Below are 22,338 nucleotides of genomic sequence, written 5' to 3' on the forward strand. Positions count from 1 at the left end.
TTTGATAGGTGAATCAGTTTTAAATTTCTCTTCTTTAGTCACCAAGAACTAGCTCCTCACTGGTGGGTTAATTTCAAAATGAATATGATTATCGTGACCACTCAGAGGAACACAAAGTTTTTCTTTAATTAGCTGTTGATCGTTGAAAAAGACTGCCCGTAATAACTTTTGCTTACCAATAGACTTGAGAATAGCTCGTGCAGCACCTTGATCGTATTCAGAACTCGACCAAATGATGCCACCGAAATTTCCATTTTTTTGGGGTAAGTAAACATCGCACATCATACCAGTTTCATGTCCATGATGGTCAGGAGTATCGCCTCCATGAGGAAGGCTAACATCGTTAATTGCGAATGGAGCAGCTGTGGGGTGAGTCTTACGATAACTGTTTTGATAATCTTGGGCAATTTTTTTGATAACATCAGCTAACCAGTGTGTTCCAAAATCGTGCTTATCTTCGATGTCTTCTAGTTCACCGTTAACCAAACCATTATCACGATCGCTTTTTGGCATCAACTCCCACCGTGGTGCATTAGCTGCTTGCAACCATCGATGAGTTGTTCCCCCAACATCAACTCGCCCATCACCATTAAGAGTACTGCGACCAGCAATAATTGACTGAAATAGTTTGATTGCGTCAAATAGTCCTCTGTCTCTGTCTGCACTGTTAAAATCGCCTACCCATGTGTAGCCTAGCTCATACAATCGGGCCTTAATAGCCTTAACATCATCAGCTTTATTGACTCCGCCAATTCCTACACTACCACCGAGTTTAATTAACTTCGCTCCTGGTAAACTAGATGCAGTAGGTTGTTGAGTGTTTTCATCGTCCTTGCTATCGAAAGGAACAACAACTTTAATGCGGATCTCTAGAGTTTGACCATCAAGGGCAATTATCATGCGGCGATCGCCTTCTTGTTTAAAGACGAAATCAAGTTGCCATTTGCCGTCTTGACTAATTACTACATTTGCGATTGGGAATTGATCGTCAATTATAATTGACAAAACTTTGCCACTGTCAGCTAAACGTGCTACGCCTTCAACCCTAAAACTTTGCCCTACTTCCACTTCTTTTGGCGCACGAATTACCTGCAATTGTTCCACTGAAACGGGAATAGTAACTCCACCTGCATTAGCCAGTAATTTTTGCGCCTCTGGAAGTAAGTCCACAACTTTACTCACATATTTAGGATCGGATGAATAGCCTTTAGCCTTGAGAAAGCCAAGGAAGTTTTCTGGCGTGTTGGTATAATCTTCTAAACCTTTATAGGGAGTGCGAGTTAAAAACTTCCAATAACCAATAATAAAAGCATCTATATCTATAAATTTACAGAACTCAACTTCTTCTGGCTCAGAAGGAACTTTCATTTTAAAAGGTTCGGCAAACCCTTTCATCTCAGTAACTCGCCATTTTAATCCCGCAAAATTGTTAGCATTGACAGCAAGCTCACTTTTTCCTCTGTCAGATTCTAATAACCATTGTGCGAGGGTAACTTCTTTTAAAATTTGCCGATTAATATCGCTAATCTTTGTACCTTCAATGCCAACTTGTGTAAATATTGTTGCTAAATTTTTATTCAAATAATTTTTGACTAAATTATCTAGTAATGACATAAATTTTTCCTATGTAAAGGGCTTTATATATCCCCAACTTTTGAGAAAATTCGGAGATATAGGTGTTGACGAATCAATGATATATAGCAGTCCTAAATCATTCGTGAAAATTATATCTCTCTTTCTTCTTTCCTTTGCGTCCTTGGCAGTTCGTTTCCTAATCTATATTTTTACGTTATTGCGAGTGAAACAAAGTAATCGCAAAGGTTTTGAGGATTTTATATTTCGTTACATTTATACCCACCTACTTAATCTTTTTCTATAATGCTATATCCAGCAAAAATTGTTTTATGCCTGTTACCCCTGTATCTGGAGGGCAATTGTGTCTCATATCAATACAAATTTCATAGAGTTGATGTCCTTTTTATAACTTAAAAGGTACGGTTTAACTTACTATACTGTATTAATTATTAACTTAAATCCGTAGGCGTAGCCAGCACAACTCTTGGAGACGCTGCGCGAACGAATTTAGTTAAATAAATCTAAATTTAGCCTAAGTATTTCCTAAAACAGTTAAATACCACAAATTTTAACCAATATAGGACTTACGCAAAAAGCAGTGAAAGCCTTGATTTCCCGTAGGGGCAATTCATGAATTGCCCCTAAATTTTATACTTGATGCATAAGTCGTACAATATAGGTAGAAAATCAAGTTTATGGTGAAGAATTAAAAGACAGTTATAAATTTCCCTACCTAAAGATGGTTCACAAAAATAAATTTCAATGTTAAAAATATAATTTATGTTAATTATTACGCTGCGCGTAGCTTGCTTCTACGAACTGGTACGACAAACCTCAGTGACCACCAAAAATATAGCTTAATAAATGTTTCTCCAAGCTTTCACCGTCCCTTTGCCAATTTCGCTATCAACAGCTTGACCACCTTCCAAGACTAGTCTGATGTCTAAGTTCTCATCTGGAGCATTTTTCAAAGCAGTAGCTAATTCTTGACTGATAGCAAAAGTGCCGGTTGAACCGTCTAATTGAAAAACTTTTTCCCTGACCTTGAGCAAAAGTTTATCGACTTTCTTGGTAGCTACAAACCTAAGAGGGTCAGGTCTGGGATACACACGACCTGCGGTGTAGAAAGGAGACATTGCTTCACCAGAATTTACAGTTACCAGAACTCGAATGCTCGAAGGAGTCCACAAACTAATAACTTGCGTTGAACCCTCACGCAACAAATAGCCACCTAAGGAGTTGCGGTCGAAAACCCCAAGAAACTCCCCTTCAAAAGGGTCAACGATTCTCACGGCTTTCGACCAAGGTACATCCATATCAGGTGATAGTCCTGCTGATTTGACTAGTGGTAAATCACTTGATGCTTTGGCAAGACTAGCTACCTCTTGAACAGTGAAAGCAGGACAAACTTGAGGTGAAAGCACAGCCAAGCTAGTCCCTAAAAGAAGAACTGAAATTGTCTGCGGTAAGTTCATCATAAGTTAGGGGTAGAATGTTCAAAAATAATAATTGGACAGCCTTTATTAGTCATCCTCCGCAAGACTTTTGTTTGCTATGAAGCTTTGACAATTGAGCAAGTTTGAGTGTCTTGGGGCAATGTCTCTTAACTCGCCGCATTCTCTAAAAGACCCTTTGCATAGGTTACTAAGTAAGTGGACGCAAATAATCATCACTGGTTCGTAGTTGCGCTTTAGCGCATCCGGATAAAGATGCGCTAAAGCGCAACTACGAGCCAAATACAGAGATTTTACTTTTCGTTACATAGTTTGGTTTTATCTTGTCTACCTACTTATCAATAATACACAAGTACTAACTATTTACGGATACTTAAGTAATATCATTTAATATTGTTATAAAGGGTTTGAGGTTTTTGTGCCGGAGGTTTAGATGGAATTTTATTTTTGACATAAATATAAAAGCAGACATTCCCAAACTAGCCGCGGTTGAGCGTAAGAAAGTAAGTATTTACGAGATTGTTCTAGCTGGTTTATGATACTGGGTTGATGCCACTCCTGCCAGTAGAATTGCTGAAGATAATCAACTAACCACAGTTGGGCTTCTGTATCTAAATCTTTATCAATTTTCTTGGCTAACTCTAAAGCTTTGCGGTAAGAAGCAGGAGCTTTTTTTAAGTCTTCGAGTAACTCAGAGGGAATAGCTTGTAATTGTTCGTAAGATGCGATCGCACTTCCGGCACTGCCAGCTGCTATACTCAATACTGCCTGATTTGCCAAAATTTGTTGATGACCAGTTTGTGTAAGTACAACAGCCAAAGACTGTGCATCTAAGCGATAAAAAGGAATGCGTTGACAGCGTGACACCAAAGTTGGCAAAATAGACTCTAAGGTAGGTGCAATTAAAATTAACGTCGCCTGTCCCGGTTCTTCTAAAGTTTTAAGTAAAGCATTCGCTGCTGCTTCTGCCATTGTTTGGGCTTCTTCTAGCACCACTACATTCCTCGCCGCTTTCAAGGGTGGACGACTGAGAAACTCGGTAATTTCCCGAATTTGCTCTAGCCGAATTACAGGTGGTGCTTTACGCTTAAGTCCTTTCTCGGCCGCTTCTGCTGCTGTTAATCGTTGTCCCTGGTATTGGTACGTCGGTTGCATCCACAACAAAGCCGGATGGTTCCCTTGGCGCAAACGGTTTTGTAAAGCCGCAGTGACTCCCATCTCACTAGAAAATAGCAATTCCACAAAACATCTGGCTGCTAAACTTCTTCCCACACCATGTGGCCCCACAAATAGATATGCTGGAGCAACCCGATTTTGTCTGACAGCCTGAGTGAGTAATTCTATGGCTTGCTGTTGTCCTACAAGTGGTGCAAATGGGTTAATAGTTCAGTACCTTCGCCAAAACAAGAATATAGAAAACAGAGGGCTGATGTAGTAGAGTTGTTGTGTTCTATAACCACAACTTAGAAGCTACAAAATGCCAATATTTGACATACTAGCACTGTTGCAATGACTTCTACCGCCTAAAGGTCGTAGCCTTTTAAATACAGAGGGATGCAGTGCTATTGTAAGGCGATACATTCAGTAAATCTAAAAGTTTTTTTTCCAAAAGAGCGATCGCTTATTTTACAATTGGATAGCTTAAAAAACTTGTTTACAGACTGTACTGTACTTCATAATCCGGCAATTTGCTATATGAATTATGTTTTTCTTAGCGATTTGCTACCAATTTTTGAGCGATTTTTTGCTTAAATAGACGATAAAAAAACAATGGATTACCTATAATATAACGATCCCATAGACGAGTAGGTTCAGTAACTAAGCGGGTTAACCACTCAAAGCCATTATTTGTCAGCCATTCAGGCCCACGATATGTAGAGTTAGTATAAAAATCTAAGCACGCGCCTAAAGGTAAAAATACACGAGCTTCAATTTTATTGAAGTTATCTAAAATCCACCTTTCTTGTAATGGCATACCAAAACCAATATATAAAATATCGGGTCGAAAATTATTAATTTTTTCTATTATTAAATCATTCTCTTTTCCTGATTTATCAAAGTAACCATGATGCCCACCTATGCGAAGGTTTGGTGCAATTGATCCTAACTTTGTAATTGCTTCATCCACTACGCCGGGTTTTCCAGCTAATAAAAATAAAGAAATGTTTTCTTTTTCACATTTCAATGCTAAATCTTCTATATAATCTGGTGCTGTCATGCGATGTGCAGAATCTAGCGAATAACCGCTTAAATTAGCTGCTAACAATACACCAAATCCGTCGCAAAATACTAAATCTGCATTATTTAAAAAATCTCGATACCAAGACTTTTCATAAGCAAAATTCATCGCTCTAATATTCACATTTTCGACAATTGTCTTTTTGGGACTTTTGACTGCTTCTACTAAATAATCGATTAATTCTTGTACTTTAACTTGATGGAATCTTGTATCAAACAACTTGATTTCCGGGAAAGTTTTCGTATTAGTACTCGTATTCATTGTTATTTCCTTTTTGTTTAATTTAGACAAACTTTTTTCAGAATATGGCTCTCAAGCTACGACTGATGCATAAATGTATTTTAAAGATGCAAGATAATTGTTGATATCCAAGTGTTTTACACTTATGCGTGCATTATTTCCTAGAGATATTCTCAAATTTTTATCTGCAATTAAAGATTGCATTGCCTCTGACAACTCTTGAATCTCACCCGGATTAAGTAATAAACCATTCTGGTTTTGAGTAACTACTTCCGGTATTCCTCCTACTTTAGTAGTTATGACAGCTAAACCCCAACTCATTGCTTCTAGTAATGCCATCGGCAAACCTTCGTTGTAAGAAGGTAAAACAAATACATCAGCTTTAGCTAAAAGATCGTCGCGTTTTTCTTTGTCTACCCAGTCTAGGATAGTGATGTAGTCAGCAAGATTTAGAGTTTGAATCAAACTACGAGCTTTTTCTACATCTCCATCTCCTGCCATAACCAACTTTGCTTTACTTTTTTGTTCAGCAGGTATAGAAGCGAATGCGTTAATTAAATCAAATGCACCTTTGCGCTGACCAATGCGCCCTAGAAATAAGAAAAATACCTGGTTGGAATCTACATGCTGCGGAATTTCGGCGGGAATTCTTACCGCGTTAGGAAGAACAATAACTTGCTCTGGCTTCAAACCCAGATTTTCGATATAAAATTTTTTCCAGCTATCTGATAAAACAATAAAACGGGTACATTTACTAAAAGACCAACTCAGCCATTGCTTAAGCAATTGCGGAAGCTCAGAGTAAAATAAATGAAAGTCAGCACTATGAGCATGAATAATTAGCGGCTTTTGAAATAGCCAACAAATAAGACTAGTGATTGAGTGACGAAAAGCGCTACCTCTCTCTGAAACGTGAACGTGAATTAAGTCGGCTTTTTTATTTAATAAGTTCCAAAATAACTCCCCTATTGCCTGCAAAAACACTAATACTTTCTGGAGAGCAGAGCCATTCGGTAAAGTAGTAATATGTGTAAATTTAATATCAGAAGTCGCTTCAGTAGCTTCTTCAAGGATGAGCTTTTGCACGGAAACTATCCCACCTTGCCGCTCCAAGCTTTCGCCTAACATAGTAATCTTTATAGGACTCATAACAAAAGAGCTTATTTAGGGTAGATAAATTCATCAAATATTTATGTGCCGCACACACTACTTAACATATTATTAAGTTATGTATTTGTCAATGATATTGATTAACAGTTTTAATGTAATAAATATTACCATGCGACAAAGGATGGGCTAAATGTTGTTTAGCCGTGGCGTGTACTTTATTCTTAAAACTGATTGAATAATCTGTTGACAGACTGGAAAACTAATGAACTTATTTGAGCTTTTAGCAGGGGAAGACAATCATCTAGCCCTAGTTACGCCTGAGGGGCGATCGCTAACCTATAAGCAATTGCGCGAGAATATTGTTGGATTGGTATCGCAACTCAACAGCTTTGGATTGAAACGGGGCGATCGCATTGCCATTGCCATGACTAACGGTTCACCAATGGCTATTACCTTTTTGGCTGTGGCCTTGTGTGGCACTGCTGCACCCTTAAATCCTAAATACAAACAAGAAGAATTTGCCTTTTATTACGAAGATATCCAAGCAAAAGCACTAATTACGTTGTCTGACGAGCCAAAAGCAGCCATTGCCGCCGTCACACCCGATATGATGCTGATTAATGCCAAGGTAAACACTGACGGCACATTGAGCTTTGAATTAGTCAAAACAGGCTCAGAACCAGCAGAATCCTCGAATCTGGCAGCCCCCAACGCCGATGATTTGGCGATGATTCTCCACACTAGCGGCACCACCAGCCGTCCCAAACGTGTGCCGATTCGTCATTGCAACTTAATCGCCTCAGCTAACAACATCATTGGTGCTTACTCACTCACAGCAGATGATACTACAATTTGCCTAATGCCCCTGTTCCACATTCACGGATTGGTGGGCTGTTTGCTGGCAACTCTAGCATCGGGCGGCACATTAATTTGTCCCAATGGTTTTAATGCCCTGGAGTTTTGGAAACTGGTAGATACCTACAAACCTACTTGGTACTCCGCAGCGCCAACCATGCACCAGACAATTTTAGCCCGCGCTAGCCGCAACGCAGAAATTGTCAAAGCTAACCGCTTTCGTTTCATTCGCTCTAGTAGCGCTCCCTTGCCTCCAATTATTATTGAACAGCTAGAAGCAACTCTTAATGCTCCCGTGGTGGAATCTTACAGCATGACTGAAGCATCTCACTTAATGACTACTAACCCCCTACCGCCAAAAGTCAGGAAACCGGGTACTGTCGGTTATGGCTTCGGTGTGGAAGTCGGCATCATGGACTTTGAAGGTAACCTATTATCTCAAGGAAGCTTGGGCGAAGTGGTGGTAAAAGCACCCAATGTTATAGATGGCTACGAAAACAACCCCCAAGCTAACGCCACAGCTTTTGTAAACGGTTGGTTCCGCACTGGGGATCAGGGTACACTGGATGCAGACGGTTACCTGCGCTTGACTGGACGCATTAAAGAATTGATTAACCGGGGTGGGGAAAAAATTTCTCCTTTAGAAGTGGATGACGTTTTGCTGCGCCATCCCGCCGTCGCCGAAGCCTTAGCTTTTGCCGTCCCCCACAAATCTTTAGGAGAAGATATTCATGCTGCTGTTGTCCTCAAGGGAGAAGTCGGCGAAAAAGAACTTTTAGCTTACTGTTCAACCATGCTGGCAGACTTTAAAGTTCCTAAGCAAATTCACATTTTAGATCAACTACCTCGTGGTGCTACGGGGAAACTGCAACGGTTGGCTATGGCGAAATTGCTTAACATAGGCTGAATCAGCGATACACTAAGGAAAATTCCTTAAGGAAGCTTTGATGGCACGGTCAAACGGGGTTACAACTGAAATGTCTGCACAGGAATTGCCTACAATATCAGATGAAGATACAGTGACAATTGAAGATTTACCGGAAGCTGTGGAGGATGTCCAAGATATTGACGACATCTTGAACTCACTCAAAACCTTATTGAGTAGCCTAGAAAAACTCCAAAAAGTCCGGCAAGAAGTGGGCGATATTAAACCGTTAATCGGGCGGATGCTTGATGGTGAAATGGTTGCTGGTGAAGAACTTGAGCAACTTAAGGCAGGTGTGAGCAGTCTTTCTCGCCTTGTTCGGGCTTATAATGACCATCAAATAGCGCTGACTAAAGCACAATCTGCGAGAAGTTTGCTAGATCAAGTGCTTAAAGAGCGGAAAGCTAATTGAAACAAGAAGCAAGCGATCGCATTTTTTTAAAGAGGCGATCGCCTTTAGCTATGTCTACAGCAGCAAAGTAGATCAGTAAGTAGGGAGGTATTGTACTCTACTTCCTATTGATATTTTCCTCAATAATTGGCTAATAACCTAAAATAGGTTATGCTCACGAAAGTTTAGTATTACTTGCAAGGTAGGTATCGTAATGAAGACTAATAGAGAGAATCTACCCTTAGACCAGATTCTCTTGGAGGATAGCTTACAACTGCTTAGTAATCTGCCAGATGAATGTGTTGACTTAGTTGTATCCTCTCCACCTTATAATCTAGGCAAAGAATACGAATCAAGGCAGGCTCTTGAGATTTATTTGGCAGAACAAACAGCCGTTTTGCTTGAATGTAGCCGGATTCTTAAAAATACAGGTTCGCTATTTTGGCAAGTTGGTGCTTTTTCTGACCGAGGAATGCTGATTCCTCTGGATATTTGCTTTTTTCCGATTTTAGAGTCATGCAGATTAATTCCTCGTAACCGAATTATATGGGCTAGGCAACATGGTCTTCATGCCCAAAAAAAGTTTTCTTGTAGACATGAAACTATTCTTTGGTTTACTAAATCGGATAACTATAAATTTAATCTAGATGCTATTAGAGTTCCACAAAAATATCAAAATAAGAAACATTATCGGGGAAATCGTAAAGGTGAACTTTCATGTAATCCAGAAGGTAAAAATCCTGGTGATATTTGGCTATTTCGGAATGTTAAACATAACCATGAAGAACAAACTATACATCCCTGCCAATTTCCAGAAGACTTGGTAGCTCGAATTATATTAGCTACAACTAACAAAAATGATATTGTTTTAGATCCATTTATGGGTTCTGGTACTGTGGGAGTGGTTGCGAGAGATCATGAACGCCATTTTATCGGGTCAGAAATTGAACCAAAATATCATCAAGTTGCGTTGCATCGTCTTAGTGGCAATCCAGATAAAAATGGTTGTTTTCCAAATTTAAAAACATTGCGCGATTATGTTGAAAAAACTGGTCAATCTATTGATAAATTTAAGTTTGATGTGCAAGTAGGAAATAAAGCTTCGGAACGCAGCAAAGCAAAAATTTATCCAGAAGAGTATCACTTGCAAGAAATGGAAGATAGATTAATCTATGAAGAATCTGCTTTTGCAGCTAATCTAAGAGGTGAAGAGATTCCAATAGATCCAAAGCTTAATGGTAATGGAAAAAAGACCTCTTTGCAAAATAAAATAGTAAAACAAGTAGAAGAAATAGAACAAATTGAATTGAGATTATGGAGTTAATAGATTAATTTTTACAATAAGTTAAGTAGACAACGACTACGGGGTGAACGTCCAGCAATGATTTGACATTGGCGACTAACTCTAGTATTCACAGTTCTAGAATATCTTTTAGATGAATACTCAGTCCAGATGATAGGTACTATTGTATTTTGTTGTTCAAATAATCCAACCAGTCTAATTGGTACATCAAAAACTTGGTATTTAGTCAAAGCTGTTAACTGATTAACAGCTTGCTCGTAATAAAGAGTGCTGTTGGAAGCAGGAAACATCAGAGCCTTTGTCACCAGAATTACCAAATTAGTCGGGTATTCAACAAATTCAGTTTTAGCTTTGAAGAACAATTCTGAGCGCAAGGTGTTATTGAGTAGGAAGGGATAATTAGAAAACTGAATTTCAATGATAATGCCAGCTTTGGCAAAATCAACCTCTGTACCCAAAAATCTGTAAGCTAGGGGAATAGGTATATTTGATTGCCAACCATCATGAATAAAGGCAGCTTTAATGTATTCGTTCGTACCTACTGGATCGAATATTGCATTACCCTGAATTCCAGCTTGATCTGAAGCTTTGATGTGTAAAGGCATTCTAGTGAGAATAGTAATAACCTCATGCCATTCGTTCTGGTATTGGGTATTAATGATTGTATCTGCTGCGTTAAAGTCAATATATTGAATAATGATTATTATGTCTCCTTTTGGTATTTCAGCAATTCTTCGATAAAAGCAAGCGGATCTATTTCAAGGACTTGGGCAACTTGTAAAAACTCAATAACGTCAAGACGACGCTCTCCACGTTCATACTTTGATACATAGGATTGCGGAAGCTCTAACTTTGCTGACAACTCTGCTTGAGTGAGCTTGGCAGCTTTTCGGGCTTCGATAAGTAGCTGGCGAAACCGATTGTACTCTTCGCTGAAAACTGATTTAGGCACTTTAGCTTGCCCTTTTTCTGGCGATGGTTTATTCGATCTCAATGAGAGTTATAACAAACCTAATATGGTATAAACCCAAAATAGGTTTTTGAGCATATCTAAATCTGTGCTTTCATTTGAAGGATATCAAATTTTGCAAGATATCTACTTATGATGATGAACGTTGCACCCGCCATTGTAATACTAGGTCAAAATAGCGTGACAGTAGCACGCAAAATAATCACAGTCCTACCAGGGGCAACATTATACGGTCTAGCGGGGCGCACATCTGGAGTTGATGTCAGCTTTACTAACTTCGGCGAGACGTTACGCGAGTTATTTGCCCAAGGAACGCCGCTAATTGGCATTTGTGCCGCCGGTATTTTAATTAGGACGTTAGCTCCTATACTCTCAGATAAACAACAGGAACCACCAGTGTTAGCTGTGGCTGAAGATGGTAGCGTTGTTGTCCCTCTCTTGGGCGGACTTGGTGGGGTAAACGATTTAGCCCGTCGCATTGCCCAAGCGCTTGATGTCAAGCCTGCAATTACGACTACAGGCGATTTACGTTTGGGTACAACGCTGTTATCTCCTCCCCCCGGATACCATTTAGCAAACCCAGAGGATGCGAAGAAATTTATCTCAGATTTGCTAGCTGGGGCGCAAGTCAAGTTAGAAGGCACAGCACCTTGGTTAAGCGATCGCAAATTGCCCATAGATCCACAGGGAAATTTGACCATCCAAGTTACGGAACGTTTGGTAACTCCTACAGCCAACTGTCTTGTCTACCACCCAGCAACGATCGCGATCGCAATTACTGACACCATTGATGATCCAGTAACTTTAGTACAACAACTACTAACTGATACCTCATTAGAAAAAGCATCAGTCGCCGCCATATTTGCACCCATCACCGCCGCCGCCGATCCCGCAATTCACGCCGTAGCTAGCGCCTTGGGAGTGCCTACCCGCTTTTTTACCCCAAATCAGCTAGAAAGTCTGTTATCACAAGGTTATAGCCCCGCCCAAGCAGTTGCGATCGCCGCCACAGGCACATCCCCCATTACTTCCTCATCTCCCCACATAGCGATCGCCATTGCCCCTCAACCAATTGACCCTAACACCATCGGTCAACCACGCGGACGGTTAGCGATTATTGGCACAGGCCCTGGTGGGGAGCAATGGATGTCTCCAGAAGTGAAAGAGATACTCAAGTCGGCAACTGACCTAGTGGGTTATAAAACTTATTTAAATTTAATCGGTTCTCTGGCTGATGGTAAGCAACGGCATGAGTCTGACAACCGCGAAGAAGAAGCACGGGCAATTTTTGCACTTGATTTGGCCGCATCTGGGCGATATGTAGCTGTAGTTTCATCTGGTGACCCAGGTATCTATGCAATGGCAACAGCAGTTTTTGAAGTATGCGATCGCCTTTCCTTACCCGAATGGGACACTATCGACATTCATGTAGCCCCAGGCATTTCAGCTATGCAGGCCGCCGCCGCCGCGATTGGTGCGCCCCTTGGACATGACTTTTGTGCTATTTCCCTGTCTGACATCTTGAAACCTTGGTCTTTGATCGCTCAACGAATTGCTGCTGCTGCTGAGGCTGATTTCGTAATTGCTTTCTACAATCCTGTTTCTAAAGATCGTACCTGGCAACTGGCAGAAGCAAGAAATATTTTATTGCAACATCGAACACCAGATACCCCAGTAGTGTTGGCGCGGAATCTCGGTAGACCAGGACAAACGGTGAAAGCGATCGCCCTTGACCAATTAACACCAGCTACCGCCGATATGCGGACAATTATTCTCATCGGTTCCACAAAAACCCGAACCATCAAACGCAACGATGGTACTATCTGGGTTTACACGCCGCGTCGCTATGAAACTTCCAAATTATAAAATATCCAACTAACTCTTGTAGGGCGGGCGAGACGCCCACCCCACAAGATTGGTTATATTTATACAAATTACGAATTACGTACAGCCCTTTGGGCATGAAAACCGCGCAGCGTGCCGGAGGCTCTATTACGAATTACGAATTATTTAACAAATGGTGGGGGTTTAAGTCCCCTGCTTCTATCAAGCAGTGCGTTTTGTGTCGGGGTCTAAATCCACGTCACAAAACGTAATTGCGAATTGCGAATGGGCGAAAAAGCGAATTGTTTTAATCGGGTCTTAAATCGTTAGATAATTCCACAATACCCCTAGATCCATCAATCCTTACCCGTTGACCATCTTGGAGTAGCCATGTAGCGCCGTGAACATCCATCACTGCGGGAATCCCATACTCCCGTGCCACGATCGCACCGTGAGAAAGCCGTCCACCAGCTTCGGCAATTAATCCTCCAGCCCTTAATAACAAAGGTGCCCAGCCGGAATCTGTGTAAGGTACTACTAGAATCGTATCTCGATCAATCTCCGGCACGTCTTGTAAATTTCGCAACACTTTCACCCTGCCTTCAGCTTGTCCCTGGCTGGCTCCAATCCCTTGTAATATTTGGTCAGAGTAGAGTTCAGAGGGAGCTAAGGGATGAGGGGGTGTATTGCCGTAGACTAAAAGGGGTATTTGAATGATCTCACTATCTTGGGCAAATTGCGATCGCCTCGATTTCACTAACTCATCTAACTCCTCAATTAAGCTAAAATCGTCACCCACAACTAAACGCCGCACTTCATCAAATTCTAGAAAAAAGATATCTCCTGCTTTCTTAAGTAAGCCGGACTTTAACCAAATCTTCTCTAAAGCGACAAAACTCCACCGCAATTGGGCTAAAAGCCGGGAATAAACTTCGGTAACTCGTCCCTTGATATCCACACGCCGTTGCACAAATCCACGTTTGCGCTTCCCAGCAAAAATGCTATTAATTGCGTCTTTAGCGCCTGATTGTGGTTCGTTCCCCTGCATTAACTGTACAAACATCTGCTTAATCATCTGGGGATTTTCCCGCCAGGTAGAAACGGAAATATCAGTTCCCACTTCACTTAAATAACCGTAATCCTGAAGCAATTCGTCAAATTCTCGCAGGATCTTTTCTCCCTCTGGGGTTTGCTTTAATTGCTTAAATACGTGCTGTGGGTCAAACTCAAGCAATACTTCTTTGGCATCTGTTGCTATTGCACTGAGCGATCGCAATGCCGCTACCTCTGGAGTAACGCTATGATCAATTTGCCCATCCTTCACCCGAAAAATCCCCTGGCGCAGGGCAGCACTCAAGGGAGCTAAAATACTGTAATATGTCCCATGACGTAGCAAGTTTAAAATAAAGTCAATTCTGATTAGCAGCTTGGCTGGTTCAAAGTTCTCTATATCTTCTTCTGCCAACTGCGACAACCCAGGAATGAACCGTTTGTTATAATCCTGCTTGAAGTCTTTTTCTAAACTTAATTCCCGCCTCAGCAACTTTCCTAGTCCTGGCAAATTTTGCCAAGTTGACTGCAAGGACGGTTTACTTAATTTAGCTCCTCTAGTTAAAAATTCCAAACTTTCCGGCGGCAATCCCATGCGGAGAAAAATATCTCCTAAGAGGGATGCATTAAAGTAGGCTCTAGAATAATGCAGAGTTGCTGTTTCAGTGAAATCTAACCCGAAAGCGCGTTCGCCTAAAACTAGAGTAAAAAATTCTCCCCAAACTCCACAAGTTAAGGGACGATTAATCGACCATGTTAAGGGGTGAATTACTCCAGGAATCACTTCGGCGGCGATTTTGCGTGTCCAGATTGGTAGTAGAGTGGTGATCGGTCGAGATTGCAACACCCAGAGTGTTTGACCGTCGTAACTCCATTCCACATCTTGAGGAGTGCCATGATAACGTTTTTCGAGTCGATAAGCTAAGTATGCAACTTGCTTGATTAATGCTTGGGGGACTCGTCCTTGACCCTCTAATTGCACAGAGGAGGAATTTTCTGTTTCAATGACAAAAGCACAATATTGTTCTGGTGTGACTTTTCCCGAAACGACTTGCGTTGGGCTACCTGGAAGGGCTTCAATGATAATTGCATCACCTTGCTGGGTAATGGGATCGCGGCTGAAAGCTACGCCAGAATATACACTCTGGACTTGTTGTTGAATCAATACAGCCATTGCTGTATCTTTTAAGCCGCGATCGCGCCGATATTGCAAAGCAGATGGATGATTATAGGAAGCTTTAACTTGAGCGATCGCTGATTGTAATGCCTCTGGGCTGGTAACATTTAAAATTGTTTCATACTGTCCAGCCGCAGAAGCGTGTTCTGAATCTTCTCCAATCGCAGAAGAACGAACCACCAAGGGAGATAATTCTGATGGCTGGAGAAATGTCAACCCTTGGGGATCGTCAATCGGGGCGAGTACCCATCCCTTTGGGACTGGATAACCCCAGCGCTTAATTTGAGATAATGTAGCCGCCTTTTCTCCGACAATAGCAGCATCCAACTCTTCATCTAAAGAAACCATCGCGCGTTGGCGTAGCCCGTCGTAGACATCGCCGCGTAAAAATTCCAACATCGCAAGAGATTCTGTTTGTGCCTCTTGGGCTGGCAGATTCATATCATCAGCAATTTTAGTATAAATCCAGCCCATTAAACCAGCTAAGGCGACAGCAGCAACCATTCTGGGGAAATCGCTAATGTGCAGAAGTGCCACAAACACCGGAAAAAGAAGCAAAACCCCAAATTTTACTACCTTTCTCGATTGCAGAATTGTAAAGCTAATTCCTGCAAAAAAGGATACAAATATTGCCACAAGAGGATCATGTACGACAAATCCCCAGACAACATTTGTCGTACCTGCCCCTCTACCTATCCAGTATCTACCAATTACCAGAGCAATCAGGGCGATCAATTCCCAAAACGATCCTTCCGGGAAAAAAAGGCGGCTGAGTAAGACTACCGCAACTCCTTTAAAAGCTTCTGACAAGACTGCCAGAATTCCGACAAACTTACCGCCATGATAAAAAGCAGCTGATACACTAATGTTTCTTGTACCAACTTGTGATAATTTCTTGCCCGTTAGCGCGTAAGTGATCCATGCAATCAGGGGTAATCCGCCCAAGAGGGGGCAGGCAATTAAGATAACTAAGACACCCCAAGGTTCAAACATTCGTGATTTTGGACTTTAGATTTAATTCCACCTAAAACCTTAAATCTAAAATCTAAAGTTTTTCTAAAATTTTTGATGGTAATTAGGGCGTTTTTATTTACTAGTTGCTGAGTGGACACTTGGCTACGACGGCAACCGTTTAAGACAAGTGTCCTTCTAAGCTACTAATGGTTTTAGTTTAGCGCATAGGCAGCTTGCAGGGCCCAGATAATCAGAGCAGCGATCGATCCCAGAAGTAACACGGTAGAGATAGTGACTACTTTTGGGGAATCTGCACCCTCAAATTTCATAATTCCGCGATTTAAATCGGACATAGCTTTGTAATCCTCTTATGTTGGAGCATGAAACATTTGTCCGTTTTGATTGTAGTCCTTCTATTTGTGGATGATGTTAAATTCCTAATATTATTTTGTTTCAACTTGGGAATTTTTCCATCACCAAAATTGCTTATTTCTTTAGAGGTATTTAGTCTTATTTATACAAATGGGGAGACTGGGGGGAGAAATCAATTCAAAATTCAAAATTCAAAATTCAAAATTAAAGAACTTCTGCCTCCTCTTTCCGAATGCCCCTCAAGAGTGCTGAGTTCCTCTTTTCCGTTAGCGATAGCTACGGTTGAGCCAGTGCTGAGTGGTGCAAAGAAGAGAATAACTCCAAACTCCAAACTCCTAACTCCCAACTCCAAACTCCAAACTCCTAACTCCCAACTCCCAACTCCCAACTCCCAACTCCCAACTCCCAACTCCCAACTCCAAACTCCAAACTCCTAACTCCTAACTCCTAACTCCTAACTCCTAACTCTTTTGCCCCATATTTTAGTATCCTGCTTGCTTGTCTACGACATTCCGCAAGGGCTGACCGGTTTGGTAGCGTTTGAGATTGTCGATAAATAGTTGTGCTATGCGCTCTTTGAGGCGTGGCGAAAAGGCTGAACAATGGGGGGTGATAAAGGCGTTTGGCAACGTCCACAAGGGACTTTCCGGCGGCAGAGGTTCTGTAGCTACTGTATCTAATCCAGCACCGGCAATCCATCCCTGACGAAGTGCGGTGAGTAATGCGGCTTCATCTACGATCGCACCACGAGCGATGTTAATTAAGTAAGCTGACTGACGCATAGAGCGCAATGCACTTTCATCGATCAAGCCTTTAGTTTCTGGAGTTAATGGTGTAGCAATAACTACATAATCTGCTGATGGAAGGAGCGATCGCCACTGATTGGCACCCACAACTTTATCAAAATTTGCTAGGGGTTCGGGATGGCGGCGACTACCCCAAACTGTGACTCCAAAGGCTTTAGCGCGAGATGCGATCGCTTTACCTATATTCCCAGTGCCGAGAATTAACAAATTCGCATCTGCCAACTCTTCGAGAAACAATCCTCTTACCCAAGTGTGTTCATTCTGCAAAGTTTGCAATTTCCCCAGATTCTTGGCGTGATATAGCATGAATGCCAGTACAAATTCTGAAATTGGAATCGCATGAACCCCTGCGCCATTAGTGAGGATAATGTCCTTTTGCAAAAAATTTGGTGTGAGGATGTGATTAACGCCAGCACTCGGTGACTGTTGCCAACGCAGCGCAGGTGCTGCTGTCAGTACTTTGTCATGGGTAGAGGTTTTCAGGTAAAATCCGTTAACATAAATTTCTGCATCACTAGCATCACCATGAAGATTACCTTCACTATCCACCTCCACAACATCTATATCCGATGGTAGGTGTGGCTGAATATCAGCAATGAGATGATCGGGTAAAATTAGTTTCACCATTTGCTACTCCCTCATTTAATTTTGGATTTGGGATTTTAGATTTTAGATTGTTCACAAAGATAAATCTAGAAGGATCAAGCTTTTGATTTTAAATTTGGTGTTTTTGCTTAATCCCAAATCCCAAATATAAAATTGTCATTGTCATGAAGCACTCGTTAATTGTTGAGCAAATTTTTCCTTAGTGACAAATTCGCTAAAAGTACTCACGACTGGTGGCGTTAGCTGTGTAGGTTCACTCTGCAAAGGTAGGCGGGGAAATAATAATTCGGCGGTGCGATAGGCTTCTTCTAAATGGGGATATCCAGAAAATATGAAAGTTTCTATGCCCAAATTGCTATATTCCAGCATCCTAGCGGCAACGGTGTCGGGATCTCCAACTAGGGCTGTACCAGCACCACCCCGCACTAATCCAATTCCTGTCCAGAGGTTGGGGCTAATCTCTAAGGTTTTTCGACTACCATTATGTAGTTGACTCATGCGCCGTTGTCCTTCAGAATCAGAATTAGCTAAGTCTTTCTGAGAAGATGCGATCGCATCCTCATCTACATATTTAATTAGCTCATTGGCAGCATCCCAAGCCGCAGATTCGGTTTCTCGCACAATTACATGTAAGCGAATCCCAAAACGGACTGTTCTTCCTTGTTCAGCCGCCAGTTGCCGAACTTCGGCAATCTTTTGGGCTACTTGTTCTGGAGGTTCGCCCCAAGTCAGATAAACATCTATATGTTTAGCAGCAACCCGCTTGGCAGCAGCAGATGAGCCACCAAACCACAAGGGTGGATAGGGTTTTTGAACTGGTGGAAATAGAAGTTTACCACCTTTGATATCCAGATAGTTTCCTTTAAAATCGACTGTTTCCCCACTGACGATCCCCCGCCAAACTGTGAGAAATTCATCGGTTAAATCATAGCGATCGTCATGACTAAGATGCAAGCCATCCCCAGCAAGTTGCACCGGATCTCCACCTGTCACCACATTAATCAACAATCTTCCTTTAGAAATCCGGTCAAATGTTGCACCCATCCGGGCCGCAACACCTGGGGAAGTAATTCCTGGACGAATTGCTACGAGAAATTTCATCCGCTTGGTGACAGAGATCAAAGCAGCAGCCATAATCCAAGCATCTTCACAAGAACTCCCTGTGGGTAACAATGCGCCCGTGTAGCCTAAATTATCCACAGCTTGGGCAATTTGCTGCAAATAATCAGGTGTGGCAACACGAGAACCTATATCTGTGCCTAAATAGCGTCCGTCATGAGATCCAGTCGGAATAAACCAGAGAATTTGCATATTTTTCAGGGTATAAGGGCTTGAAATTCCGGTAATTCGATAAATTTACCGTATTTTTATTAGTATTTTACAGGAAATTATTTAAAAATAGCTACGCCCGCCGTAGGCGATCGCACTCAAGTTACGCGAATATAGCGCAGCCTCATACAGAATTGGTATTAGTATACTAGAAGGAGAAATTTTGCCTTATCCCACTCAAAAAAAATGCCTATCCAACAGGTAAGTAAAGAGTATATTGCCATAGATCCTGACTATTGTTGTGGTAAACCCCGCATTGTGGGAACAAGAATAACTATTGCTGCTATTGCAAAAATGTATTTGGAGATGGGAGAATCTCTAGAAGAAATTGCTTCTGAATATGATTTATCTAAAGCAGCAGTTTATGCAGCAATGGCGTACTATTACGATCATCGAGAAGAAATTGAGCGCCATACCGCAGAAAGTGAGGCGTTAGTGGAGGAAATGAGGCGTAATAGTCCTCCTTCTCCTTTAGAAGCAAGACTAAAGGCAATTCGGGGTGAGTAGTCGGATAAGATTTCATTTAGACGAACAGGTGAGGTCAGTTATTGCCCGTGAATTGCACCGTCGTGGTATTGATGTGACCACAACCACTCTCAGTGGGATTACGAACTCAAAGCGATGAAGCACAATTAGATTTTATTTGTCAACAACAGCGAGTGCTTTTTACTGAGGATGATGATTTCCTTAGAATTGCGAGTTTTACCAATAATCATCCTGGTATTGCTTACTGCAAGCAAGGAACTCGTTCAATTGGACAGATCGTTGAAAGTCTGCTACTGATTTATGAAGTTTATACGCCAGAGGAAATGGTAGGGCGTGTTGAGTATTTGTAAATAAACATCATGTCCTCAAGTGCGATCGCTTGACTTTTAAGACAGTCGCTACAAATTAAGATTGGATGATTTATTGTTTGATAATACCTAATAATTTATAGTTGTTCCCATTCAGATGCGGTATAACATATTGCAAGGTGTAGGGAAACCGCTTTCTTCGCAGTGGCTTGGCTACACAGGCTTTCGTCCGCAAAGGCAGACTAAGGTCAAATTAAGGGTTAAGTCTCGTGTAGATGCGGTTTCTAATCGCCCGTTTCGCTATGGGTACACCTCACTTTCCAAAACCAAGGTTTTCAAGAATTAAGTAAGTAGGCAAAATCAAACCAAACTATGTAACGAAAAGTAAAATCTCTGTATTTGGCTCGTAGTTGCGCTTTAGCGCTAAAGCGCAACTACGAGCCAGTGATGATTATTTGCGCCCACTTATTTAATTAAAAGGGAAATTTGCCAAAGATGAATTGTGTTACAAAAAAAGCAGGAGTATTCTAGTGGGGAACTTGAAAGCTGGTATTTTAGTACTCACACTGAGTTGTATCATTGCAACTGGTATAGCAGTATATCTGCTTGGCGGCATTGAACCAGCACAAATTCAAGCTTTGCTAAAATCTTCTGGGATCTGGGCACCTGTTATTTATGTTGCTTTGTACGTTATGGCAACTATGTTAGTTTTGCCCTCAACAGTGCTAAATTTGACTGGAGGTGCAATTTTTGGCCCTTGGCTGGGTACTTTCTGGACTAGTGTTGCAGCAGTCATTGCGGCAATAATTGCCTTTATTTTTACTCGGACTATCGGACGTAAAACAGTTGCCAAACGACTTGCAGGACGCTGGCAAGCAATGGATGCTGAGGTACGGCGTGGAGGGCTTTTTTATATGTTTGCCATCCGACTAGTACCAATTATGCCCTATGGTTTGGTGAACTTTGTGGCTGGACTGACTTCGATCAGTTTTAAAGATTATGTTCTAGGTACAACACTTGGGACTGTTCCTAGTGTATTACCTTTTGTACTACTAGGTAGTTCTGGTTTGAAGGCAGTCAAAACAGGCGATTTCTTGCCGCTAGTACTCGCCTTGGGCTTAACTGGAACCCTGGTAGCAGGGTCTACTTGGTATCGTCATCGTCGGAGTTTTCCCAAAAAAGCTGTAGAAAGCCTTAAAGAATCAGATTCAGATTACATAAATCCAAATAATAAATAAATTATCGGAATGGGACTTGAATCTTGCTAGGTATACTAAGAACCAAACCTTTGCGAAAGCAAGCAGTCTGTCAGCTTGGCTGTTCAAAATTAAACGAGATTCTTAGATGCTACCAAAGTATTCATTGATTGTTCCAATTTATAACGAAGAAGAAATTATTCCTGAACTATACCGCAGACTGAGTGCAGTAATGAATCGGCTCGATGGTGTTGTCGAATTAATTTTAATTAATGATGGTAGCCGCGATCGCTCCCTACAACTACTACGAGAACTCCATCAAAAAGACCCGCGCATTTGCTATCTAAGCTTTGCTCGTAACTTTGGGCATCAAATTGCAGTTACGGCTGGTCTGAATTTTGTCCGGGGTCAAGTTATCATCATCCTTGATGCTGACTTACAAGATCCACCAGAACTAATCCCCGACATGATTGAAAAATGGCGACAAGGCTATCAAGTCGTCTACGCTCAACGCACTCAACGCCTCAAGGAAAGATGGTTTAAGCGTTTTACTGCCTACTTCTTTTATCGCATTCTCCAAAAGCTTGCAGATGTAGAGATTCCTACTGATACTGGTGATTTTTGTTTAATGGATCGGCAGATCGTCGATATTCTCAATTCTATGCCAGAACGCACCCGTTATATCCGTGGTCTGCGTTCTTGGGTTGGCTTTGAGCAAACAGCAATTCGGTTCGAGCGCAACCCCCGCTTTGCTGGGGAAGTTAAATACACTTTCAGTAAATCTTTGGCGCTGGCTATTAATGGTCTAGTATCCTTTTCAATAGTGCCACTGCGGTTATCAACCTACTTAGGGTTAGTAGCGGCGACGGCGGCCATCTTCATGGCTTTATTAGTCTTGTATTGGCGGCTTTTTGTTCCCCATTCGCCTTTAACCGGGTTTACGATTATTTTGATGGCAATTTTCTTTCTGGGATCTGTGCAGTTAGTCAGTGTTGGCATCTTAGGCGAATATATCGGGCGCATTTATGAAGAAGTTAAAGCTAGGCCCCTCTATACTTTGGCAGAGGTAGGTGGTTTTTATCACAAGTCCTCTAACTCAAGGAGCAATTCTGACAAACTAGATAATTTAGAAGATCCTACTATTCAAAATGTAGACAAGTATTGACCT

The 22,338-nt window shown here is 41.6% G+C and carries 20 protein-coding genes; 9 read left to right on the forward strand and 11 right to left on the reverse strand.

The features are described from left to right. Positions 1-48 precede the first annotated feature (48 nt). The 5 genes from V7K73_RS16035 to V7K73_RS16055 all read right to left on the reverse strand — a co-directional run bounded on the left by V7K73_RS16035 (position 49) and on the right by V7K73_RS16055 (position 6,657). Positions 49-1,614, reverse strand: coding sequence for a glucosaminidase domain-containing protein (locus tag V7K73_RS16035; RefSeq protein WP_334881593.1), 1,566 nt, complete (start codon positions 1,612-1,614; stop codon positions 49-51). Between the two features lie 818 nt (positions 1,615-2,432). After that, entirely contained in the window at positions 2,433-3,053 is a 621-nt protein-coding gene (locus V7K73_RS16040; RefSeq protein WP_334881594.1) for a hypothetical protein, read from the reverse strand. Positions 3,054-3,470: 417 nt separating this feature from the next. After that, entirely contained in the window at positions 3,471-4,412 is a 942-nt protein-coding gene (locus V7K73_RS16045; RefSeq protein ID WP_334881646.1) for a DNA polymerase III subunit delta', read from the reverse strand. Between the two features lie 328 nt (positions 4,413-4,740). Next, positions 4,741-5,529: a WecB/TagA/CpsF family glycosyltransferase gene (locus tag V7K73_RS16050; protein WP_334881595.1), complete on the reverse strand. Its 789-nt coding sequence runs from the start codon at positions 5,527-5,529 to the stop codon at positions 4,741-4,743. Between the two features lie 51 nt (positions 5,530-5,580). Then, positions 5,581-6,657 carry a glycosyltransferase family 4 protein gene (locus V7K73_RS16055; RefSeq protein ID WP_334881596.1) on the reverse strand — a complete coding sequence of 359 codons (1,077 nt, stop codon included), beginning with the start codon at positions 6,655-6,657 and terminating at the stop codon, positions 5,581-5,583. 223 nt (positions 6,658-6,880) lie between these two features. On the opposite strand from V7K73_RS16055, the gene V7K73_RS16060 reads away from it, so the two are divergent. The 3 genes from V7K73_RS16060 to V7K73_RS16070 all read left to right on the forward strand — a co-directional run bounded on the left by V7K73_RS16060 (position 6,881) and on the right by V7K73_RS16070 (position 10,113). Continuing rightward, positions 6,881-8,380: an acyl--CoA ligase gene (locus V7K73_RS16060; RefSeq protein WP_334881597.1), complete on the forward strand. Its 1,500-nt coding sequence runs from the start codon at positions 6,881-6,883 to the stop codon at positions 8,378-8,380. Between the two features lie 40 nt (positions 8,381-8,420). After that, positions 8,421-8,810 carry a hypothetical protein gene (locus V7K73_RS16065; protein WP_334881598.1) on the forward strand — a complete coding sequence of 130 codons (390 nt, stop codon included), beginning with the start codon at positions 8,421-8,423 and terminating at the stop codon, positions 8,808-8,810. Positions 8,811-9,003: 193 nt separating this feature from the next. Then, positions 9,004-10,113, forward strand: a complete 1,110-nt coding sequence (locus V7K73_RS16070; RefSeq protein ID WP_334881599.1) for a DNA-methyltransferase — start codon at positions 9,004-9,006, stop codon at positions 10,111-10,113. Positions 10,114-10,124: 11 nt separating this feature from the next. On the opposite strand, the gene V7K73_RS16075 is transcribed toward V7K73_RS16070, so the two are convergent. Both V7K73_RS16075 and V7K73_RS16080 read right to left on the reverse strand, forming a co-directional pair. Further along, positions 10,125-10,697, reverse strand: coding sequence for a restriction endonuclease (locus V7K73_RS16075; RefSeq protein WP_334881600.1), 573 nt, complete (start codon positions 10,695-10,697; stop codon positions 10,125-10,127). A gap of 98 nt (positions 10,698-10,795) precedes the next feature. Next, positions 10,796-11,044, reverse strand: coding sequence for a helix-turn-helix domain-containing protein (locus V7K73_RS16080; RefSeq protein WP_100897345.1), 249 nt, complete (start codon positions 11,042-11,044; stop codon positions 10,796-10,798). Between the two features lie 153 nt (positions 11,045-11,197). Here V7K73_RS16080 and cobJ point away from each other — a divergent pair, with 153 nt between their 5' ends. Beyond that, on the forward strand, positions 11,198-12,928 hold the full coding sequence (gene cobJ / locus V7K73_RS16085) for a precorrin-3B C(17)-methyltransferase (protein WP_442936770.1): 1,731 nt from the start codon (positions 11,198-11,200) through the stop codon (positions 12,926-12,928). Positions 12,929-13,193: 265 nt separating this feature from the next. Here cobJ and V7K73_RS16090 read toward each other — a convergent pair whose 3' ends face one another. The 4 genes from V7K73_RS16090 to ssuD form a co-directional block, all read right to left on the reverse strand. Continuing rightward, complete coding sequence (locus V7K73_RS16090) at positions 13,194-16,106, reverse strand: glycerol-3-phosphate acyltransferase (RefSeq protein ID WP_334881602.1); 2,913 nt, start codon at positions 16,104-16,106, stop codon at positions 13,194-13,196. Between the two features lie 173 nt (positions 16,107-16,279). Beyond that, positions 16,280-16,420: a hypothetical protein gene (locus V7K73_RS16095; protein WP_041565237.1), complete on the reverse strand. Its 141-nt coding sequence runs from the start codon at positions 16,418-16,420 to the stop codon at positions 16,280-16,282. Between the two features lie 501 nt (positions 16,421-16,921). Beyond that, positions 16,922-17,872, reverse strand: a complete 951-nt coding sequence (locus tag V7K73_RS16100; protein ID WP_334881603.1) for a D-2-hydroxyacid dehydrogenase — start codon at positions 17,870-17,872, stop codon at positions 16,922-16,924. 141 nt (positions 17,873-18,013) lie between these two features. Further along, complete coding sequence (gene ssuD, locus V7K73_RS16105; protein WP_334881604.1) at positions 18,014-19,162, reverse strand: FMNH2-dependent alkanesulfonate monooxygenase; 1,149 nt, start codon at positions 19,160-19,162, stop codon at positions 18,014-18,016. Positions 19,163-19,366: 204 nt separating this feature from the next. Between ssuD and V7K73_RS16110 the strand changes: the two genes are divergently transcribed. From V7K73_RS16110 to V7K73_RS16130, 5 genes are all read left to right on the forward strand, one after another. Continuing rightward, complete coding sequence (locus V7K73_RS16110; protein ID WP_334881605.1) at positions 19,367-19,687, forward strand: DUF433 domain-containing protein; 321 nt, start codon at positions 19,367-19,369, stop codon at positions 19,685-19,687. Positions 19,688-19,779: 92 nt separating this feature from the next. After that, positions 19,780-20,016: a DUF5615 family PIN-like protein gene (locus V7K73_RS16115; RefSeq protein WP_334881606.1), complete on the forward strand. Its 237-nt coding sequence runs from the start codon at positions 19,780-19,782 to the stop codon at positions 20,014-20,016. 115 nt (positions 20,017-20,131) lie between these two features. Beyond that, positions 20,132-20,320, forward strand: a complete 189-nt coding sequence (locus tag V7K73_RS16120) for a hypothetical protein (protein ID WP_334881607.1) — start codon at positions 20,132-20,134, stop codon at positions 20,318-20,320. Positions 20,321-20,504: 184 nt separating this feature from the next. Continuing rightward, positions 20,505-21,212, forward strand: coding sequence for a TVP38/TMEM64 family protein (locus V7K73_RS16125; RefSeq protein WP_334881608.1), 708 nt, complete (start codon positions 20,505-20,507; stop codon positions 21,210-21,212). 106 nt (positions 21,213-21,318) lie between these two features. Beyond that, positions 21,319-22,335: a glycosyltransferase family 2 protein gene (locus tag V7K73_RS16130; protein ID WP_334881609.1), complete on the forward strand. Its 1,017-nt coding sequence runs from the start codon at positions 21,319-21,321 to the stop codon at positions 22,333-22,335. Positions 22,336-22,338: the final 3 nt, after the last annotated feature.

It is taken from the genome of Nostoc sp., from assembly GCF_036916975.1.
Taxonomy (GTDB): domain Bacteria; phylum Cyanobacteriota; class Cyanobacteriia; order Cyanobacteriales; family Nostocaceae; genus Nostoc.

Excerpts from the sequence above, each read along its gene's own strand:
- V7K73_RS16130 (WP_334881609.1), top strand. The coding sequence starts at position 21,319 with ATGCTACCAAAGTATTCATTGATTGTTCCAATTTATAACGAAGAAGAA.
- V7K73_RS16060 (WP_334881597.1), top strand. The coding sequence starts at position 6,881 with ATGAACTTATTTGAGCTTTTAGCAGGGGAAGACAATCATCTAGCCCTA.
- cobJ (WP_442936770.1), top strand. The coding sequence starts at position 11,198 with ATGATGAACGTTGCACCCGCCATTGTAATACTAGGTCAAAATAGCGTG.
- V7K73_RS16095 (WP_041565237.1), bottom strand. The coding sequence starts at position 16,420 with ATGTCCGATTTAAATCGCGGAATTATGAAATTTGAGGGTGCAGATTCC.
- V7K73_RS16040 (WP_334881594.1), bottom strand. The coding sequence starts at position 3,053 with ATGATGAACTTACCGCAGACAATTTCAGTTCTTCTTTTAGGGACTAGC.
- V7K73_RS16090 (WP_334881602.1), bottom strand. The coding sequence starts at position 16,106 with ATGTTTGAACCTTGGGGTGTCTTAGTTATCTTAATTGCCTGCCCCCTC.
- V7K73_RS16065 (WP_334881598.1), top strand. The coding sequence starts at position 8,421 with ATGGCACGGTCAAACGGGGTTACAACTGAAATGTCTGCACAGGAATTG.
- V7K73_RS16070 (WP_334881599.1), top strand. The coding sequence starts at position 9,004 with ATGAAGACTAATAGAGAGAATCTACCCTTAGACCAGATTCTCTTGGAG.
- V7K73_RS16075 (WP_334881600.1), bottom strand. The coding sequence starts at position 10,697 with ATGCCTTTACACATCAAAGCTTCAGATCAAGCTGGAATTCAGGGTAAT.
- ssuD (WP_334881604.1), bottom strand. The coding sequence starts at position 19,162 with ATGCAAATTCTCTGGTTTATTCCGACTGGATCTCATGACGGACGCTAT.
- V7K73_RS16100 (WP_334881603.1), bottom strand. The coding sequence starts at position 17,872 with ATGGTGAAACTAATTTTACCCGATCATCTCATTGCTGATATTCAGCCA.
- V7K73_RS16055 (WP_334881596.1), bottom strand. The coding sequence starts at position 6,657 with ATGAGTCCTATAAAGATTACTATGTTAGGCGAAAGCTTGGAGCGGCAA.
- V7K73_RS16120 (WP_334881607.1), top strand. The coding sequence starts at position 20,132 with ATGCGGTATAACATATTGCAAGGTGTAGGGAAACCGCTTTCTTCGCAG.
- V7K73_RS16110 (WP_334881605.1), top strand. The coding sequence starts at position 19,367 with ATGCCTATCCAACAGGTAAGTAAAGAGTATATTGCCATAGATCCTGAC.
- V7K73_RS16050 (WP_334881595.1), bottom strand. The coding sequence starts at position 5,529 with ATGAATACGAGTACTAATACGAAAACTTTCCCGGAAATCAAGTTGTTT.
- V7K73_RS16035 (WP_334881593.1), bottom strand. The coding sequence starts at position 1,614 with ATGTCATTACTAGATAATTTAGTCAAAAATTATTTGAATAAAAATTTA.